Source organism: Klebsiella sp. K-Nf6 (assembly GCF_002806655.1).
GTDB lineage: Bacteria > Pseudomonadota > Gammaproteobacteria > Enterobacterales > Enterobacteriaceae > Klebsiella > Klebsiella variicola.
In genome coordinates this window covers 115,473-134,956 of record NZ_PIBN01000011.1, presented here as the reverse complement: position 1 = coordinate 134,956, position 19,484 = coordinate 115,473, and the positions used below count along the sequence as shown (strand labels likewise).

Annotated in this window: 13 protein-coding genes; 8 read left to right on the top strand and 5 right to left on the bottom strand. The window is 59.3% G+C overall.

The annotated features are described in order from the left end of the window. Positions 1-38: 38 nt before the first annotated feature. The gene (locus tag CWM61_RS18655) at positions 39-3,104 is read right to left on the bottom strand and encodes an efflux RND transporter permease subunit (protein ID WP_061155286.1); all 3,066 of its coding nucleotides are present in this window, start codon (positions 3,102-3,104) and stop codon (positions 39-41) included. Then, entirely contained in the window at positions 3,105-4,190 is a 1,086-nt protein-coding gene (locus tag CWM61_RS18650) for an efflux RND transporter periplasmic adaptor subunit (protein WP_074386499.1), read from the bottom strand. Positions 4,191-4,723: 533 nt separating this feature from the next. Here CWM61_RS18650 and CWM61_RS18645 point away from each other — a divergent pair. Beyond that, a complete protein-coding gene (locus CWM61_RS18645; protein ID WP_061155284.1) occupies positions 4,724-5,155 on the top strand; it encodes a universal stress protein in 432 nt (143 codons plus the stop codon). 51 nt (positions 5,156-5,206) lie between these two features. After that, positions 5,207-7,894, top strand: coding sequence for a cation-transporting P-type ATPase (locus CWM61_RS18640; RefSeq protein WP_100631694.1), 2,688 nt, complete (start codon positions 5,207-5,209; stop codon positions 7,892-7,894). Positions 7,895-7,984: 90 nt separating this feature from the next. Here the strand turns inward: CWM61_RS18640 and CWM61_RS18635 are convergent, their stop codons facing one another. Beyond that, the gene (locus tag CWM61_RS18635) at positions 7,985-9,268 is read right to left on the bottom strand and encodes a putative acyl-CoA thioester hydrolase (protein WP_008805725.1); all 1,284 of its coding nucleotides are present in this window, start codon (positions 9,266-9,268) and stop codon (positions 7,985-7,987) included. 154 nt (positions 9,269-9,422) lie between these two features. Between CWM61_RS18635 and hutI the strand changes: the two genes are divergently transcribed. The 6 genes from hutI to CWM61_RS18605 all read left to right on the top strand — a co-directional run bounded on the left by hutI (position 9,423) and on the right by CWM61_RS18605 (position 17,317). Then, on the top strand, positions 9,423-10,742 hold the full coding sequence (hutI, locus tag CWM61_RS18630) for an imidazolonepropionase (protein WP_165784229.1): 1,320 nt from the start codon (positions 9,423-9,425) through the stop codon (positions 10,740-10,742). Continuing rightward, on the top strand, positions 10,739-11,695 hold the full coding sequence (gene hutG / locus CWM61_RS18625) for a formimidoylglutamase (RefSeq protein WP_100631693.1): 957 nt from the start codon (positions 10,739-10,741) through the stop codon (positions 11,693-11,695). Before hutI ends, hutG begins: the two co-directional genes overlap by 4 nt. A 61-nt stretch (positions 11,696-11,756) precedes the next feature. Further along, positions 11,757-12,482 carry a histidine utilization repressor gene (locus CWM61_RS18620; protein WP_008805728.1) on the top strand — a complete coding sequence of 242 codons (726 nt, stop codon included), beginning with the start codon at positions 11,757-11,759 and terminating at the stop codon, positions 12,480-12,482. A 142-nt stretch (positions 12,483-12,624) separates the two neighbouring features. Further along, complete coding sequence (gene hutU, locus CWM61_RS29935; protein ID WP_061155279.1) at positions 12,625-14,313, top strand: urocanate hydratase; 1,689 nt, start codon at positions 12,625-12,627, stop codon at positions 14,311-14,313. Further along, on the top strand, positions 14,310-15,836 hold the full coding sequence (gene hutH / locus CWM61_RS18610) for a histidine ammonia-lyase (RefSeq protein ID WP_100631692.1): 1,527 nt from the start codon (positions 14,310-14,312) through the stop codon (positions 15,834-15,836). Before hutU ends, hutH begins: the two co-directional genes overlap by 4 nt. A 98-nt stretch (positions 15,837-15,934) precedes the next feature. Further along, positions 15,935-17,317 carry an amino acid permease gene (locus tag CWM61_RS18605; protein WP_074386495.1) on the top strand — a complete coding sequence of 461 codons (1,383 nt, stop codon included), beginning with the start codon at positions 15,935-15,937 and terminating at the stop codon, positions 17,315-17,317. Between the two features lie 257 nt (positions 17,318-17,574). On the opposite strand, the gene CWM61_RS18600 is transcribed toward CWM61_RS18605, so the two are convergent. Both CWM61_RS18600 and bioA read right to left on the bottom strand, forming a co-directional pair. Continuing rightward, positions 17,575-18,051, bottom strand: coding sequence for a kinase inhibitor (locus CWM61_RS18600; protein WP_074386494.1), 477 nt, complete (start codon positions 18,049-18,051; stop codon positions 17,575-17,577). Between the two features lie 70 nt (positions 18,052-18,121). Then, positions 18,122-19,411 carry an adenosylmethionine--8-amino-7-oxononanoate transaminase gene (bioA, locus tag CWM61_RS18595; RefSeq protein WP_074386617.1) on the bottom strand — a complete coding sequence of 430 codons (1,290 nt, stop codon included), beginning with the start codon at positions 19,409-19,411 and terminating at the stop codon, positions 18,122-18,124. Positions 19,412-19,484 lie beyond the last annotated feature (73 nt).

Genomic DNA, 19,484 nt, shown 5'->3' with positions numbered 1-19,484 from the left:
ACAGCCTAATGTCTTGATAATGCTCAGACCGGTACTGTTCATCGTTGAGGCGTCATATCCTTATGGTGGAAGCAAGCGTAAATGACCGGCAGAACCAGCAGCGTCAGTACGGTGGCAAAGGCCAGTCCGAACATAATCACCACCGCCATACTCTGGAAGAAGACATCGCGCAGCAGCGGGGCAAGGCCAAGCACGGTGGTAAAGGCGGTCAGCAGGATCGGTCGCAGACGAGAGGTTGCCGCATCAATGATAGCTTGTCGTTGATCTTTCTCCTGTTTTTGTTGCTCTATCTCTTCCACCAGTACAATGCCGTTGCGGATCAGCATACCGCTGAGGCTAAGCAGGCCGATTAAGGCCATAAAGCCGAAGGGGATGCCGGTCAGCAAAAAACCGGGCGTGACGCCGATCAGCGCCAGCGGCACGGTCAGCCAGATGGCAACGGCGTTTTTCAGCGAACTGAACATCAGCACCGTAATGATAAACATCACCAGATAGCCAAGCGGCAGGGTCGTAAACAGCCCTTGCTGTGCTTCACTGGAGTTCTCCGCATCGCCACCCCATTCGATGCGGTAGCCATGCGGCAGGGTCAGCGCGTCAATGCGCGGTTTCACCCTGGCAAGGATATCGCCCGACGTTTGGCCGCTTTGCGGGCTGGGGTCGGTCTGAACGGTAAGCACCCGGGTGCGATCGCGGCGGAGAATCAGTGGATCTTCCCACTCCAGCGAGAAGCCATTGATGACGTTACTCAACGGAATATACTGCTGCCGGCTCTGGCTCCAGACCAGCACGTTATTCAGGTGGTTGGCATCCTGTCGCTCCGCTTCCGGCGGACGGACGATAACCGGCAACAGGTCGGCGCCCTCGCGATATAACCCGGCGCGACTGCCGGAGAAATTCATCTCCAGCGCGCTATCAATATCCTGTTTATCCACCCCCAGCTCACGTCCCAACGCCAGAGAGTATTGCGGGCGGATCACCTTGCTGCGATTCTGCCAGTCGTTACGTACGCTGTCGGTCGCCGGATCCTCGGCGAGAATGTCGCCCACCTGGCTGGCCAGCGCGCGTAGGGTATCCGGATCAGGACCCTTAATGCGCACTTCAATCGCGCTATCGCCGGAGGGGCCGAACATAATGCGTTTGGTGCTGGCGTTCACCTGCGGGTAGTTTCTGGCAATCCAGGCCTCTACGTGGCGGGTGACGGGGGCGATACTGCGCTGGTCATCCATCCGCACCATAATCTGTGCGTAGTTGCTGTACTGCCGCTGGCCGCTGTAGGTAAGAATAAATCGCATACTGCCCTGGCCGATGGTGGAGACGGTGGTAGCCACTCCCGGCTGGCTGGCGATCGACCGCTCAATATCGCGGGTCATCTGCTCGGTGGCGTTAATATCGGTACCGTAGGGCAGCCACAGGTCGACAAAGAAAATGGGCGTATTCGATGACGGAAAGAAATTCTGCCGGACGAAGGTGAAGCCCCAGATCGCCCCGGCTAACAGCGCGCCCATCAGCACCAGGGTCAGGGTCTTTTGCTGCAGCAGTATTTGTAGTGTTTGCTGATAGCCGCGGTAAAAGCGGCCGCGGTAGGGATCGGCTTTTTCCTCCGGCGCGGCGGCCGGCGGGGCGTTTTTAAACAACCACCACTTGATGAGCACCGGGGTGATGGTCAGGGCGGAAAACCAGCTCAGCATCAGGGAGATCAGCAGCACCTGGAACAGGGATTTGCAATACTCCCCCGTGGAGTCCTGTGAAAGGCCAATTGGCGCGAAGGCGAGGATGGCAATAACGGTGGCGCCGAGCAGCGGCAGGGCGGAGCGGCGGATCACATAATTAATCGCGCCCAGCAGCGGAGATCCTTGCTGGCGGGCGATCAGCACCCCTTCGACAATGACAATGGCATTGTCCACCAACATACTTAGGGCGATGATCAGCGCCCCGAGCGAGATCCGTTGTAACTCGATCCCCCAGATATACATAATAAGCAGGGTGCCGAGAACGTTGAGCGCCAGCGACAAAGCAATAATGATCCCGCTGCGCACCCCCATGAACACCAGCAGCACGCCGACGACGATCGCCAGGGCCATCAGGAAGTTGGTAATAAAGCCATTGACCGAGTGGGCGACCTCTGCCGCCTGATCGTAAAAAATGGCGATATCGATACCCGCTGGTTTATCGGCGGCCATCTGCTGAAGTCGGGCTTCGAGGGCATGCCCCACGTCAATGACGTTGACGCCGGGGATAAAGGAGACCCCCATGGTCACCGCCTGGCGGCCGTTGGCATGATAGATACTGGAGGGAGAGTCGGTCAGCCCGCGCGACAACGTGGCAATATCCCGCAGTCGGGTGGTGGCGCTGGCGCCATGAGGGCTGACCAGCAGATCCCCCAGCTCATCGATATTCTGAAACTCCCCGGTGGGGTGAAGGCGGATCGATTCGCTGCCAGCGCGGATCTCCCCGGCGCTGGACACCACGTTGAGCCGGGTCAGGATAGCGGCAAGCTGGTTAAGGGTAATACCGCGCGCCGCCATTTTCGCCAGCGAGATATCAACATTGATCTGCTGTGGAATCGCGCCGCCAATGGCGACTTTGCCGACGCCCGGCACCAGCACCAGCTCGCGGCGCAGCTGCTCGGCATAGCGCACCAGCTCAGGATTGGTAAAACTGTCGCCCGAAATGGCGAAGAAAAAGCCAAACACATCGCCAAAGTCGTCATTGACGAAGGAGGGGACTACTCCCGGGGGAAAAAGCCGGCTGGCGTCACCGACGCGGCGACGCAGCTCATCCCAGATTTGCGGCAGTTCGCTGGAATGGTATTGCGAAGCAATATTCACCGTAATTTGCGATAAGCCATTCGAGGAGATGGAGCTGACGTTATCCAGCGAGGGAAGCTGCTGAATCGCGTTTTCCAGCGGCAGGGTCACCTCCTCCTCCACCTGCTGGGCAGACGCGCCAGGGTAGTGGGTGACGATCACCGCCGTTTTAATGGTGAAGGCAGGATCTTCCAGACGGCCGATATTGAGCAGGGCGAACAGGCCACCCACCCCCAACAGCAAAATGGCTAACCAGACGCGGGTCGGGTTGTTAATAAACTGACGGGAAATGTCCATTTATAATCCTCGTTCACGCGTCCAGATCCGCACCGGCTGCCGGTCGTGGAGTTCGCTTACCCCCGCTGCAACCACCTGTTCGCCCGCACGGAGCCCTTCGGTGATCATCACTCCCTGCGAGGTCACTTCCCCGACCGTGACTCTGCGCTCCTCAAGGTAGAGATGCGCGTTGTCGCCTTTTACCACCCAGACGACCGGTTCATTCTTCGGCCGGTTATCGGGGTTAAACACCGCTTCCACTGGCACCACGAGGGTTTCCCGTCCGGCGCTGGCCGGTAAATTACCGAGATTGACCGTCACGGTGCCGCTGACCCCGCCGACGGTAGGGAAATCATCCGGCCGCGGCATGGTTAAAATGATCTGCCAGGTGAGGGTGCTGTTGTCGCTGCTGCCGGTATGCTCTTTGTATTCCGCGGTAAACTCGCGGCCCGGCAGGGTATTGATCCTGACGACGGGGCGGTAGGCGGTATTGCGGATATCGAGCGAGGTGAACAGATTTTCCGGAATGCTGAAGACCACATCGAGCAGGTCGGTACGCGTCAGGGTAATCACCGGCTGGCCAGCGGCGACCACCTGATGATTACGAATATGCACGCCAGCGGCAATCCCGCCGAAGGGGGCGGTGAGACTCATTTGCGCCAGCTCTTCACGAGCGATTTTTAAGGCTGCGTTGGCGGCATCGCGATTGGCGCGCTGCACGTCCATCTCCGCCTGGGAAATCGCCTGACGTCCCGCCAGGGTCTGGAAACGATCAAACTGACGCTGGGCGAGGGTCGCCGCCGTTTGTCGCTCATTGACTCGCTGCTGGGCTTCGCGGGCATTCAGACGCGCCAGCGTTTGTCCCTGGGTTAGGGTTGCGCCCTGGCGAATATCCAGTGACTCCACCTGACCACCCCGTTTAAACGACAGCTCGGTGGAGTCGCCAGACTCGATGCGGGCTGGAAACGTCCGCTGCTGGGTGTTACCCACGGCGGTAACTTGCGCCACCTTGACCATCCGGGGGGCGGCTTCGACGGACGGTGCTTTCTGATCGCAAGCGGTTGTTAATAAAATAACAACCGGGATGAGAGAAAAATAACGGTTCACAGTATTCCCCTCAGACTCATGATTTATTTTACGTTTTTATTACGCGGCGCACGCTTATTCTGCGAGGGCGGCGACAACCAGATAAGTGAATAGTCCTACCAGCGTACAGGCGACAATGGCCAGCGCGACAAACAATCCCAGACGTAACAGGCTATAACCAAACATGATTTTCTCCCTTAACTCCCACCCGAACCGCGAATGTCATTTCGTCCGGCACGACGTGTGACCGTCGGACATTCGGTGCGGCACTCCTGCTTGTAATCAGCATAGTCGGAGAAAACATGAAGTGTTAAAAAAGAGAATACCGCGTTGCTGTTGGCGTCAAGGGGGTAAGGGCAGGAGATCTGCAGGCATTCGCGGGTTTTTATAATATTTTTCAGTCTATTAATGGCTCATTTTCTAATGTTAATTTTCCTGTGCTACGTTTAATAACATCTATTCCGTTTTCCGCTTCTGTTGTTGAGATTTGCTTCCTCCCCAAGAATGGGGCTATTCATCACTACGCATTGTATTGGTAATAAAAGGATTATCTCATGTATAAAAATATCGTTGTTCCCGTTGACGTGTTTGATGCAGGCCTGGCCGACAAAGCCCTCTCTCATGCGAAATTCCTCGCCCAGCACTCTGCCGGGCAAATACATCTTGTCCATGTTATTCCGGCATTTTCACCGGTATTAACGCGAGGATTTATCTCTGATGCACGAAAGATGGAGGAACATCTGATTTCTACCGCTAAGGAAAAACTCAGCGATCTGGTAAAGAAAAATGGCCTTGCGGAAGACGCCAGCCATCTGTATGTGCGCAGTGGCAATATTCGCGATCAAGTGATCGCCCTGGCTGATGAGTTGAAAGCGGACGTGGTGATTGTCGGTTCGCGTAATCCGGGGATCCAGACTCATCTTCTGGGCTCTGAAGCGGCAAACATCGTGCGCTACGCCCATGTACCGGTTTTCGTTGTGCGCTGATGACGGCGGGATGTCGTCCTGACTTCCGCTTCAGAAATCGAGGGAGAGAGTATGAATACAGATAAACCGGGGGCGCCCTTCTATCAGCGCTCCGTCGAGGAGACGCTCGCCAGCGTGCAAAGTACGCCGGAGGGTATTAGCGGGACAGAAGCGGCCACACGCCTGCAGCAGTATGGCGAAAACGCCCTGCCGCAGAAGCCGGGTAAGCCAGCCTGGCTGCGTTTCATCGTGCATTTTAACGATGTGCTGATCTACGTGCTGCTGGCGGCAGCGCTGCTGAAGGCGGTGATGGGCCACTGGATCGACATGGCGGTGATCCTCGCTGTGGCGGTCGTCAATGCGCTGATCGGCTTCATTCAGGAGAGTAATGCGGAAAAATCGCTGCAGAGTATCCGCAATATGCTGTCCAGCGAAGCGGTGGTGATCCGTCTGGGTAACCATGAAACCATCCCCACCACCTCGCTGGTACCCGGCGATATTGTGGTGATCCGCGCGGGCGACCGTATCCCCGCCGATTTACGCGTGATTGAGGCGCACAACCTGCGGGTGGAAGAGGCGATCCTCACCGGGGAGTCGACGGTGGTGGAAAAAACCACTGAGCCGCTGAGCGGTGATTTACCGCTCGGCGATCGCAGCAACCTGTTGTTTTCCGGGACCACCGTCAGTTCAGGGGCGGGCAAAGGGATTGTTGTGGCCACCGGCGGCGATACCGAGCTGGGTCACATCAACCAGATGATGGCGGGCATTGAGAAACACCGCACGCCGCTGCTGGTGCAAATGGACAAGCTGGGCAAAGCCATCTTTATCCTCATTCTGGTGATGATGGCGGCGCTGTTCGTCTTTAGCCTGCTGTTCCGCGATATGCCGGTCTCCGAACTGATGCTGTCGCTGATTAGCCTCGCGGTGGCGTCAGTCCCGGAAGGCTTGCCGGCGATTATCTCGATTATTCTGTCGCTCGGTGTGCAGGCGATGGCGCGCCAGAAAGCGATTATCCGCAAGCTGCCGACGGTGGAAACCCTCGGCGCGATGACGGTTATCTGTTCGGATAAAACCGGGACCCTCACCATGAACGAAATGACGGTGAAGGCGGTGATCACCGCGGACAGCGTCTATCGGGTGGAAGGGGATAGCTACGAGCCGGTCGGTAAGATCCACGCCATTGATGACCCGACGCCGGTCGCGGTTGCACCTGGCACGCTGTTCGAGCGCTATCTGCGTACCATCGATCTGTGTAACGACAGCCAGCTTATTAAAGATGAGAGCGGGCTGTGGAAAATCACCGGTGGCCCGACCGAGGGGGCGCTGAAGGTACTGGCGGCCAAGGTCACTCTGCCGCCGCTGACCAGCGAGCTGCGCAGTAAAATTCCATTTGATTCGCAATATAAATACATGTCGACCCTCTACCGGCTGGGTGAAGAGGAGGTGGTACTGGTCACTGGCGCGCCGGATGTTCTGTTCCGCCTGTGTCAATATCAGCAGAGCGACAGCGGATTACAGCCGCTGGATCTGCCGTACTGGGAAGCCAAAATTGAAGAGTACGCGCGGGAAGGGCTACGGATGGTGGCCGCGGCCTGGAAGCCGGCTTCTGCAGGCCAGACGGAGCTGACCCATCAGGATCTGCAGCAGGGGGTAATTTTGTTAGGGGTTGCCGGGATGATGGATCCGCCGCGTCCGGAGGCCATCACGGCGATTGCCGACTGCCTGCAGGCCGGGATCCGCGTGAAGATGATCACCGGCGACCACCCGCAAACGGCAATGAGTATCGGCAAGATGCTGGGGATTGGCAATGCGGGGAATGCCATTACCGGGCGTGAGCTGGAGGTGATGGACGACGCGCAGTTGAGCGTGGCCGCGCAGCAGTTTGATATCTTCGCCCGAACCAGCCCGGAAGATAAGTTCCGTCTGGTGCAGGCCCTGCAGAGCAAGAAAGAGATTGTCGGGATGACCGGCGACGGGGTGAACGATGCCCCGGCGCTGAAGCAGGCTGACGTCGGCGTGGCGATGGGGATCAAGGGGACCGAGGTGACCAAGGAAGCCGCCGATATGGTGCTGACCGATGATAACTTCGCCACTATCGCCAGCGCGGTCCGCGAGGGGCGTCGGGTGTATGACAACCTGAAGAAAACCATTCTCTTCGTCATGCCGACCAACCTTGCGCAGGGGTTACTGATCGTGATCGCGCTGCTGGCGGGCAACGTACTGCCGCTGACGCCGGTGCTGATCCTGTGGATGAACATGGCCACCTCCGCCACGTTGTCGTTTGGTCTGGCGTTTGAAGCCGGTGAGAAAAATATTATGCGGCGGCCGCCGCGTGATCCGAAAATTCACGTCATGGACGGCTTTGCCATCTGGCGCGTGGCGTTTGTGGGATCGATGATTGCGGTCAGCGCATTTATTCTCGAAGCCTGGCTGCAGCCGCGCGGCTATTCGCCGGAGTTTATCCGTACCGTGCTGTTGCAGACCCTGGTCACCGCCCAGTGGTTCTATATGCTGAACTGCCGCGTGTCGGATGGTTTCTCGTTGACGAAAAGTCTGCTGGCCAACAAAGGGATCTGGATTGTCAGCGGCGTGCTGCTGGTGCTGCAGCTGCTGATTATCTATGCGCCGTTTATGCAGATGCTGTTCGGTACCACCGGGCTGCCGTTCCGCTACTGGGTGATCACCTTCATCATCGGCTTCGCGATGTTCCTGATCGTTGAACTGGAAAAACCGCTGACCCGCAAATGGCGAACCGCCTGATGGCGTGACGTGCAGTACGCAAAAGAGAACATGCAAAAGAGAAGAGGGGGCATCGCCCCCTCTTTTATGATGGTTTTCGGTTATTGCGCGTTACTGTTTCGGCTCGGCGACCACAGTGCTTCCCACGCCGCGGTTGTTATATTCCCACATGCGATTAACGCTATTGTCGTTGAGGTTGCGCTGCAGATTACCTTTGGCATCTACTGCGCCAACGTTACCGCTAAAGGCACGGTTTGAACCGACCGCTGCCGCCCACGGCTGGGCGATGTTAAAGCCTTCATTGATCACGCTGTCGCGGATCACGACCTGGCCGTTGCTGTTACCGTCAACGTCCAGCGCGCGGCCCAGCTGCGCGACGTTATCGCCGGACGCGGTGAAGCGGCTGTTGGTCGCCAGGAAGCCGTAGGTCACGCTCTTCAGGGTAGCCGGCGCGAAAACATAGGCTTCTTTCTGAGTACGCGAGTTCACCACGCGGAAATCGGTGTTATCAAATACCACCGCGCCGCGACCGGACACGATATCCACATCGCCTTCAATGTAGCTGTTGGTCACCAGGGTGCGGGTCTGGCGGTTATCCTGCAGACGGTTCTGCACGCCGCTGTTGGTCACAAAGAAGGTATTCTGACGGCCAAGAATATTGACCTTGTTGATCTGCACCTGATCGCCATCGGTGCGCAGGGCGACGGCCTGGTGAGTCCCGGCGTCGACGCTGTCGCCAAGGTTGTTGGCGATGGTCAGGTTCTGCAGCTGCAGGCCGTTATTCTGCGACCAGAAGACCGCGGAGCACATCACGCCGACGGTGGCCGCGGATTTATTCTGGCAGCTGTCGAACATATACCATGCCGGTTTGCCCGGCATATATTTACCGCCCGGATTGACCAGACGGCGCCAGGTGTTGCGATCCATTTCAGAATCAATGGCTTCGCTGATTTTCACGTCAATCGGTTTATCACCGGTACCATACAGGGTCAGGGCGCCAGGCGCCGCCGGTACGTAAACCGTTCCCGGGTACTCGCCAGGCATGATGGCAATAAACAGACGGCGATTTGAGTGACGGGCAATCGCCGCATCGACCGCCGCCTGGACGGTGGTATGGGTCACGCCCTGGGTTCCCGCCGGGCCAACGATAAAGTCAGGCTGCGCCGGCAGGCTGATGGCGGACGGCGTCCAGGCCGCGGCATTGGGGGTCAGCGACTGGAAATAGGCCGCCGGGGTGAAGTTTTTCGCTTCATCGGCGTTCAGAATGGGACGCGCGGTGGTGCCCGGTGCAGTCTGCGTAGAGGGCTGTTGATCGGCAGGCGTCGAGCTACAGGCGGACAGCGTCACGCCGAAGGCCAGCGCCAGCGCCAGACGGGAAACGGAATATGTGTTCATGTTGCTCCGGGCAAAATTAAGCGTAGTGAAATACCCCGGCTGAGACGCCAGGGTATAAGTCCTTTAAAACCTGCTGTTTTATACTAACTTGAACGAAACGGGAAGACGTGGACGGAAAAACTTACCGTCTTTACGCAACGCGCAGCCCTGCCGGATGGTCTTTAGTCACAAAAAAATAACATTTCCCTGCGCTATTGTTGACTTTACCGGCGTTATGAAAATAAATGTCTATACAACCCATGACAAGTTGAGCGCTATGACTGAAGCCACCCCCGAACTCGTTGTCTGGCGAAACGCGCGTCTCGCCACCCTGAACCCTGATTACTCTCAACCCTACGGTTTGCTGGAGCGCCATGCGCTGCTGGTGCGCAATGGCCGCATTGAGGCAATTGTCGCCGACGCTGACGCCCCCGGCGGGCGCAGTATCGATCTCGAAGGCCGGCTGGTTACGCCGGGTTTAATCGACTGCCATACCCACCTGATCTTTGGCGGCAGCCGGGCGCAGGAATGGGAGCAGCGGCTGAACGGCGTCTCCTATCAAACCATCAGCGCCAACGGCGGTGGGATTAATTCCACCGTGCGCGCCACGCGCGACAGCAGCGAAGCTGAACTACTGGCACTGGCGCAGCCGCGTCTGGCGCGTCTGCTGCGTGAAGGGGTGACGACCCTGGAGATCAAATCCGGCTACGGTCTCGATCTGCAAAACGAACGCAAAATGCTGCGGGTCGCCCACCAGCTGGCCGACGACAATGGCGTGGAACTGTCGGCGACGCTGCTCTCCGCCCACGCCACGCCGCCGGAATATCAAGGCGACGCCGATGGCTATATCTCACTGGTCTGCGAGACCCTATTGCCGACGCTGTGGCAGGAGGGGCTGTTTGAAAGCGTTGACGTCTTCTGTGAAAACGTTGGCTTCAGCCCGCAGCAAACCGAGCGCGTCTTTCAGGCGGCGCAGGCGCTGGGCATTCCGGTAAAAGGCCACGTTGAGCAGCTCTCGTCGCTGGGCGGCGCGCAGCTGGTGAGCCGCTATCACGGACTGTCCGCCGACCATATCGAATATCTGACGGAAGAGGGCGTGGCGGCGATGCGTGAAAGCGGCACCGTGGCGGCTCTGCTGCCCGGTGCGTTCTACTTCCTCAATGAAACCCGCAAACCGCCGGTGGAACTGCTGCGCAAGTACCAGGTGCCGATGGCGGTGGCGACCGATTTCAACCCCGGCACCAGCCCCTTCGCCAGCCTGCATCTGGCGATGAACATGGCCTGCGTCAAGTTTGGTTTAACCCCGGAAGAGGCGTGGGCCGGGGTAACGCGCCATGCCGCGCGGGCGCTGGGGCGGCAGGACAGCCACGGTCAGCTGGCGGCGGGCTTTGTGGCTAACTTTGCCATCTGGGATGCCGAGCATCCGGTCGAGATGGTGTATGAGCCGGGGCGCGCGCCGCTCTGGCAGCGCGTGGTGCGAGGAGAACTGCAATGATGCTATGGCAAGCCACGCCCGCCAGTCTCTGGCAGGGGCGTGATGATAGCGCGGAGGCGCCTAATGCGCTGCGCCTGTTCCAGACTATCGCCCGCGCGGAACGCTTCGCGCCGCAGGCGATGCCCGGCGATATCGCGCTGCTCGGCTTCGCCTGTGACGAAGGGGTCCGGCGTAACAAAGGGCGTACCGGTGCCGCGCTTGGCCCGGACACGCTGCGCCGGGCGCTGGCCAATATGGCCAGCCATCAGGGCCACGACCGGTGCGTGGATATGGGCACCATCGGCGTCGACGGCGAGCAGTTAGAAGCCGCGCATCAGGCGCTGCGCGAGGCGGTAGCCGCCTGCCAGCGTGCCGTTAAACGTACGCTGGTCCTGGGCGGCGGCCACGAGACGGCCTTCGGCCACGGCGCTGGGGTACTGGATGCCTTCCCGGGCGAAAAAGTGGGCATTATTAATCTCGATGCGCATCTGGATTTACGCTTTGCCGAATGCGCCAGCTCCGGGACGCCGTTCCGCCAGCTGGCGCTGGAGTGTGACGCGCAGCAGCGCGGTTTTCACTATACCTGCATCGGCGTCAGCCGGGCGGCCAACACTCAGGCGCTATGGGATGAAGCGGCGCGCCGCCAGGTGGCTATCGTTGAGGATCTGGCGGTGCTGTCGGCCTTCGACACTCACGTGTTGCCGGAGCTGGAGCGTAATATCGCGCAGTACGATCGTCTGTATCTGACCATCGATCTCGACGTGCTGCCGGCGCGCGAAATGCCGGCGGTGTCGGCCCCGGCGGCGCTGGGCGTGCCGCTGGCAATCCTGCTGCGCATCGTTGAGCCGTTGTGCCGCAGCGGTAAGCTGCAGGCGGTAGATTTGGTCGAGTTTAATCCGCAATTTGACATCGACGGACAGGGCGCCCGCGCGGCGGCCCGTCTGGCATGGCAAATCGCCCATTGGTGGCGCTAGCGATCCGCGCTATTATTTTCGTTTCGCCGCTCCGCTTATTACGCATAAGGAAAGCCAGGCCATGTTTGCACAACAACCTCGTTCCGCGCCCGCGCCTTTCTATGAAAAGGTGAAGCAGGCGATCAGCGAAAAAATCTACCGCGGCGAGTGGCGTCCGCACGACCGAATTCCCTCGGAGGCTGAACTGGTTGCCCAGTTCGGCTTCAGCCGGATGACCATCAACCGCGCACTGCGCGAGCTGACGGATGAAGGCCTGCTGGTCAGGCTGCAGGGGGTCGGTACCTTCGTCGCCGAGCCGAAAGGGCAGTCGGCGCTGTTTGAAGTGCGCAGCATTGCCGATGAGATTGTCTCTCGTCGCCATCAGCACCGCTGTGAAGTGCTGCTGCTGGAGGAGACCGAAGCCGATCTCATTCAGGCGGAGGCGCTCACCGTCGCCGAAGGCACGCGCATCTTTCATTCACGGATGGTGCATTTCGAAAACGAGGTTCCGGTACAAATTGAAGATCGCTGCGTCAATGCTGCGGTGGTGCCGGATTATCTGTTACAGGATTACACCACCACCACGCCGCATGATTATCTGTCACTGATCGCGCCATTAACCGAAGGCGAACATATTGTCGAGGCGGTGCAGGCGACGTCAGAGGAGTGCGCGCTGCTGCGCATTCTGCCGCACGATCCCTGCCTGCTCATTCGCCGTCGCACCTGGTCGAAGACGCATATTGTCTCTCACGCTCGCCTGCTGTTCCCCGGCGCGCGCTACCGTCTGCAGGGCCATTTCAGCTCCTGATCCTTCCTCGCGTCAGCAAAACGTGATTGCTGACGCAATATAACAAAATTGTATCATTTCTGTTAAATCCTGGCTTGCGCAGAGTTGTATAGACAAGTATATGTATCTACGTACACAACGTTAATTGTCAGGAGAAACCCCGATGTCGCAAAGCAAATATCGCCAGCTGGACGTCCGTGCACCGAGAGGCACGACGCTGACCGCCAAGAGCTGGTTGACCGAAGCGCCGCTGCGTATGTTAATGAATAACCTCGATCCCGATGTCGCTGAAAACCCGCATGAGCTGGTGGTCTATGGCGGTATTGGTCGCGCTGCGCGCAACTGGGAATGCTATGACGCTATCGTGAAGGCGCTGAAAAACCTGGAAAGCGACGAGACCCTGCTGGTGCAGTCCGGTAAACCGGTCGGCGTATTTAAAACGCATGAAAACTCGCCGCGCGTGCTGATCGCTAACTCCAACCTGGTCCCGCACTGGGCCACCTGGGAACACTTCAACGAACTGGATGCCAAAGGGCTGGCGATGTACGGCCAGATGACTGCCGGCAGCTGGATCTACATCGGTAGCCAGGGCATTGTGCAGGGCACCTACGAAACCTTCGTCGAAGCCGGTCGCCAGCACTATCAGGGCAGCCTGAAAGGCCGTTGGGTATTAACCGCCGGTCTGGGCGGCATGGGTGGCGCGCAGCCGCTGGCCGCGACGCTGGCAGGCGCCTGCTCGCTGAACATCGAATGTCAGCAGAGCCGCATCGATTTCCGTCTGCGTACCCGCTACGTGGATGAACAAGCTACTTCTCTGGATGACGCCCTGGCGCGCATCAAGAAATACACCGCCGAAGGCCGCGCCATCTCTATCGCCCTGTGCGGCAACGCTGCGGATATCGTGCCAGAGCTGGTGAAACGCGGCGTGCGCCCGGATATGGTCACCGACCAGACCAGTGCCCACGACCCGCTGCATGGCTATCTGCCAAAAGGCTGGAGCTGGGAGGAGTATCAGCAGAAAGCTGAATCCGATCCGCAGGGCACCATGCTGGCGGCGAAACGCTCAATGGCCGACCACGTGCAGGCGATGCTGGCCTTCCACGAGATGGGCGTGCCGACCTTCGACTACGGCAACAACATTCGCCAGATGGCGCAGGAAGTGGGTGTCAGCAATGCCTTTGATTTCCCGGGCTTCGTGCCGGCGTATATCCGCCCGCTGTTCTGCCGCGGTATCGGCCCGTTCCGTTGGGTAGCGCTGTCCGGCGATCCGCAGGATATCTACAAAACCGACGCGAAAGTGAAAGAGATCATTCAAGATGATCAGCACCTGCACCACTGGCTGGATATGGCGCGCGAGCGCATCAGCTTCCAGGGACTGCCGGCGCGTATCTGCTGGGTAGGTCTGGAGTGGCGTCAGAAGCTCGGACTGGCGTTTAACGAAATGGTGCGCCGCGGCGAAGTTTCCGCGCCGATCGTGATTGGCCGCGATCACCTTGACTCCGGCTCCGTCGCCAGCCCGAACCGCGAAACCGAAGCCATGCGCGACGGCTCAGATGCGGTATCCGACTGGCCGCTGCTGAACGCGCTGCTTAACACCGCCAGCGGCGCGACCTGGGTGTCGCTGCATCACGGCGGCGGCGTAGGCATGGGCTTCTCGCAGCACTCCGGGATGGTTATCGTCTGTGACGGTACCGATGAAGCGGCGGCGCGTATTGCTCGCGTTCTGCGCAACGACCCGGCGACCGGTGTGATGCGTCATGCCGATGCGGGTTACGATATTGCTATTGAATGCGCAGCAGAACAGGGTCTGAATCTTCCGATGGTGGCAGCAACGCAGGGGAACGCTAAATGAAATCGTTAACGCTCATTCCGGGGCAACTGAGCCTGTCGCAGCTCCGCGACGTTTACAGCCACCCGCTGAACATTACCCTCGACAGCAGCGCGTTTGCCGCCATTGATGAGAGCGTGGCCTGCGTCAACGCCATCCTCGCCGAAGGGCGGACCGCCTACGGTATTAACACCGGTTTTGGCCTGCTGGCCCAGACCCGTATCTCGACGGACGATCTGGAGAACCTGCAGCGTTCACTGGTGCTGTCCCATGCGGCGGGCGTTGGCGAGCCGCTGGACGACGACCTGGCGCGCCTGATTATGGTGCTGAAGATTAACAGCCTGTCTCGCGGCTTCTCCGGGATCCGCCTGAGCGTGATCCAGGCGCTGATTGGCCTGGTGAATGCCGGCGTGACGCCGTGGATCCCGGCGAAAGGTTCTGTCGGCGCCTCCGGCGACCTCGCGCCGCTGGCGCATATGTCGCTGACGCTGCTTGGCGAAGGCAAAGCGCGGGTTCGCGGTGGCGAATGGCTGCCAGCGACCGACGCGCTGCGTCAGGCGGGGCTGGAGCCGATTACCCTGGCGGCGAAAGAAGGCCTGGCGCTGCTGAACGGCACCCAGGCGTCGACGGCTTTTGCGCTGCGCGGTCTGTTCGAAGCCGAAGATTTGTTCGCCTCCGCAGTGGTGTGCGGGGCATTAACCACCGAAGCGGCGCTGGGTTCCCGTCGTCCGTTCGATTCGCGTATTCATGAGGTGCGCGGCCAGCGTGGTCAGATTGATGCGGCGGCACTGTATCGCCACCTGTTGACCGATGACAGTGCGATCTCGCGGTCGCATCATAATTGCACCAAGGTACAGGATCCGTACTCACTGCGCTGTCAGCCGCAGGTGATGGGCGCCTGCCTGACGCAGATCCGCCAGGCGGCTGAGGTATTGTTAGCCGAAGCGAACGCGGTTTCCGATAACCCGCTGGTCTTCGCGGCTGAGAATGATGTGATCTCCGGTGGCAACTTCCACGCCGAACCGGTAGCGATGGCGGCGGATAATATCGCGCTGGCGATCGCCGAAATCGGCTCGCTTTCCGAGCGTCGCATCGCGCTGATGATGGACAGCCATATGTCGCAGCTGCCGCCGTTCCTCGTAAAAAATGGTGGCGTAAACTCCGGCTTTATGATTGCTCAGGTCACGGCGGCAGCCCTGGCCAGTGAAAACAAAGCGCTCTCGCATCCGCATAGCGTTGACAGCCTTCCGACGTCCGCAAACCAGGAAGACCACGTTTCGATGGCGCCGGCTGCCGGCCGTCGGCTGTGGGCGATGGCGGAAAACACCCGCGGCGTACTGGCCGTCGAGTGGCTGGCCGCGGCGCAGGGCCTGGATATGCGCGAAGGGCTGACCACCAGTCCGCTGCTGGAAGAGGCGCGCCATCTGCTGCGCGAACGCGTATCTCACTATACGCAGGATCGTTTCTTCGCCCCTGATATTGAAAATGCCATTGCACTTTTGGCTGCACGTCACCTGACGCGTCTGCTGCCTGCCGTACTGCATTAATCACCGTTGTTCTCTGTACCCGCGTCGGGGGAAGTCATTCCCCCGGCCGACCTACATCGCATATTTGTCGTCATATAAAAAAATCAGGACACCTGTATATGCAACAACAACACAAACCGCATCTGCTGCGCGGGCTGAATGCCCGACACATTCGTTTTATCGCGCTTGGTTCCGCTATCGGCACCGGGCTGTTCTATGGCTCGGCCTCCGCGATTAAAGCGGCGGGTCCGGCGGTACTGCTGGCCTACCTGATTGGCGGCGCGGCGGTCTTTATGGTCATGCGCGCGCTGGGTGAAATGGCGGTGCGCAATCCGGTTTCCGGCTCCTTTGGCAGCTATGCGCGCCAGTATCTCGGGCCGCTGGCCGGATTTATTACCGGCTGGACCTACACCTTTGAAATGGTGATCGTGGCGCTGGCCGACGTCACCGCGTTCGGTATCTATATGGGGTTGTGGTATCCCGATGTGCCGCGCTGGATCTGGATCCTTAGCATTATCTTCTTTATTGGTGCGATGAACCTCTGCAGCGTGCGAGTGTTCGGCGAGATGGAGTTCTGGCTGTCACTGATTAAAGTGGTGGCGATTATCGCCATGATGGCGGCGGGGGCAGGCATCATCTTCTTTGGCTTTGGCCATAGTTTCCCGGCCACCGGGCTGGAAAATCTGTGGAGCCACGGCGGTTTTGCGCCTAATGGCTGGCAGGGGATCATCGCCTCGCTTGGCATCGTGATGTTTGCGTTCGGCGGCGTGGAAATTATCGGCGTCACCGCGGCGGAAGCGCAGAATCCGAAGAAGGTCATCCCGCAGGCTATCAACACTATTCCGCTGCGTATTATTCTGTTTTACGTCTGCACCCTGGCGGTGCTGATGGCGATCTTCCCGTGGAATAGTTTTGGCGAGCAGGGCAGCCCGTTTGTGCTGATCTTTGATGGCCTCGGGATCCCGGCGGCGGCCACCGTACTGAATATCATCGTGATTAGCGCCAGTATCTCGGCGATTAACAGCGATATTTTTGGCGCCGGACGTATGATGTACGGCATGTCGAAAGAGGGGCTGGCGCCGAAGTGCTTCCAGCGGATTGCCAGCAACGGCGTGCCCTGGATGACCGTGGTGGTGATGGGCGTGGCGCTGCTGGTGGCGGTGGTGCTTAACTATCTGATGCCGGAGCAAGTCTTTGTGCTGATTGCCTCGCTGGCGGCGTTTGCCACCGTCTGGGTGTGGCTGATGATCCTGCTGTCTCATTTTTCGATGCGTCGCGGTTTGTCAGCCGAAGAGCGCAGTAAGATCGAATTTCCTATTCCTTTCTGGCCGGTGGGCCCGCTGTTGACGCTGCTGTTTATGGGGCTGGTGATCGCCGTGCTGGGAATGGTGGAAGAGACGCGCGTAGCGCTGTTAGCCGGGCTGGTCTGGTTGGGGCTGCTGACGGTGGTGTGGTATGCGCGGGTGCGTAAAACCGCGCTGCAGGTGGCCACTGAACAGTAAGGTTAATCTCCCCGGTGGCGCTATGCTTACCGGGGCTACAAATGGCACGGAACGTAGTATTGTAGGACCGTAGGCCGGGCAAGGCGTCAGCCGCCGCCCGGCATAAAAGCGGCTCCGTGCCCGCGGCAATCGCCCGGCGGCGCTGCGCTTGCGTAGGTCTAAGGATATTGTAGGTCGGGTAAGCGAAGCGCCACCCGACAATATACCGGTACCGCGGGTTGCCCGGATAAGGCGCAAGCCGCTATCCGGGGGGATAATTAACTGAACAGGGCGGTGATCGAGGCGCTGGCGAGCGAATGGAAATGGACATTAAAGCCGACCATCGCGCCGCTGGCCTCGGCATCGACATCAATCTTATCGATATCCAGCGCGTGCACGGTAAAAATGTAGCGGTGGGTTTCGCCCTTCGGCGGCGCCGCGCCGCCGTAGCCTGCCTTACCAAAATCGGTGCGGGTCTGAACGGCCTCTTCCGGTAGCTCCGTCTGACCGGAGCCGGCACCCTGCGGTAGCACCCGCGTATCGGCAGGCAGGTTGGCTACCACCCAGTGCCACCAGCCGGAACCGGTCGGCGCATCCGGGTCGTAGCAGGTGACGACAAAGCTTTTGGTTCCCGCGGGCACATCATCCCACATCAGGTGCGGCGAAATATTGTCGCCATCATAGCCCATGCCGTTGAAGACGTGACGATTAGGCAGCTTACCGCCGTCCTGGAGATCGTGACTGATCAATTTCATGCTTCATCCTCATTGATAATGTGCAGATTAACAAAGAAGTGTAGCCTTCCCGGCGGCGCAAATCCGCTGTTTATTCGCTAAAAAATGTTTCGTCCTGCACGGCCAGGTTGACCGCACGGGTCAGGCGGGTCAGTTGCTCGGGCGTGATGATATACGGCGGCATCAGGTAAATCAGGCGGCCAAACGGGCGGATCCACACCCCTTGTTCAACGAAAAAGCGCTGCAGGGCGGCCATGTTGACCGGATGACGGGTTTCAATCACGCCAATTGCGCCCAGTACGCGCACGTCGGCGACCCATTCTGACTCTCGTGCCGGAGCCAGCTCGGCCTTCAGCTGGGCTTCAATCGTCGCCACCTGCTGTTGCCATTCACCGCTCTCCAGCAGGCGCAGGCTTTCGCTCGCTACCGCGCAGGCCAGCGGATTGCCCATAAAGGTGGGGCCGTGCATAAAGCAGCCAGCTTCGCCATTGCTGATGGTTTCCGCGACCTCGCGGGTGGTCAGCGCGGCGGAAAGGGTCATGGTGCCGCCGGTCAGCGCTTTACCCAGACACAGAATATCGGCGGCGATACCGGCGTGTTCGCAGGCGAACAGTTTGCCGGTGCGGCCAAAGCCGGTGGCAATCTCATCGGCGATCAGCAAAATCCCTTCCCGGTCGCACATTTTACGCACCCGCTTCAGCCACTCCGGATGGTACATCCGCATGCCGCCCGCGCCCTGGACGATGGGTTCGAGGATCACCGCGGCGATGTCGTGACGATGCGCGGCCATCAGGCGGGCAAACGGCACCATATCCAGCTCATCCCACTCGCCGTCAAAGCGGCTTTGCGGCGCAGGGGCGAACAGGTTATCCGGCAGGTAGCCCTGCCACAGGCTGTGCATTGAATTTTGCGGATCGCAGACCGACATCGCGCCAAAGGTATCGCCGTGATAGCCATTGCGGAAGGTCAGAAAACGACGGCGCGGTTGGCCTTTGGCCTGCCAGTACTGCAGCGCCATTTTCATCGCCACCTCTACCGCCACCGAACCGGAATCGGCGAGGAAAACGCACTCCAGCGACTCCGGGGTCATCGCCACCAGCTGGCGGCACAGCGCCACTGCCGACGGATGGGTGATCCCGCCAAACATCACGTGCGACATTTTGTCGACCTGCGCTTTCATCGCCGCATTGAGGCGCGGGTGATTGTAGCCGTGGATCACCGCCCACCAGGAGGACATACCGTCAACCAGCTGTTCGCCGCCGGCGAGGGACAGCTCGCAACCGTGGGCGGAAACCACCGGATAGACCGGCAGGGGGGAAGTCATAGAGGTGTAGGGGTGCCAGATGTGGCGCCGATCGAAGGCGAGATCGTCCAGTGTCATAATCGACTTGTAAACCATTTTGAAAACATTTAGGTTTACAAGTCTACACTGAACTTACTTACAATGAAACGTA

Coding starts and splice junctions, on each gene's coding strand:
- CWM61_RS18655 (WP_061155286.1), bottom strand. CDS start 3,104: ATGGACATTTCCCGTCAGTTTATTAACAACCCGACCCGCGTCTGGTTA.
- CWM61_RS18645 (WP_061155284.1), top strand. CDS start 4,724: ATGTATAAAAATATCGTTGTTCCCGTTGACGTGTTTGATGCAGGCCTG.
- CWM61_RS18640 (WP_100631694.1), top strand. CDS start 5,207: ATGAATACAGATAAACCGGGGGCGCCCTTCTATCAGCGCTCCGTCGAG.
- CWM61_RS18635 (WP_008805725.1), bottom strand. CDS start 9,268: ATGAACACATATTCCGTTTCCCGTCTGGCGCTGGCGCTGGCCTTCGGC.
- hutI (WP_165784229.1), top strand. CDS start 9,423: ATGGTCTTTAGTCACAAAAAAATAACATTTCCCTGCGCTATTGTTGAC.
- hutG (WP_100631693.1), top strand. CDS start 10,739: ATGATGCTATGGCAAGCCACGCCCGCCAGTCTCTGGCAGGGGCGTGAT.
- CWM61_RS18620 (WP_008805728.1), top strand. CDS start 11,757: ATGTTTGCACAACAACCTCGTTCCGCGCCCGCGCCTTTCTATGAAAAG.
- hutU (WP_061155279.1), top strand. CDS start 12,625: ATGTCGCAAAGCAAATATCGCCAGCTGGACGTCCGTGCACCGAGAGGC.
- hutH (WP_100631692.1), top strand. CDS start 14,310: ATGAAATCGTTAACGCTCATTCCGGGGCAACTGAGCCTGTCGCAGCTC.
- CWM61_RS18605 (WP_074386495.1), top strand. CDS start 15,935: ATGCAACAACAACACAAACCGCATCTGCTGCGCGGGCTGAATGCCCGA.
- CWM61_RS18600 (WP_074386494.1), bottom strand. CDS start 18,051: ATGAAATTGATCAGTCACGATCTCCAGGACGGCGGTAAGCTGCCTAAT.
- bioA (WP_074386617.1), bottom strand. CDS start 19,411: ATGACACTGGACGATCTCGCCTTCGATCGGCGCCACATCTGGCACCCC.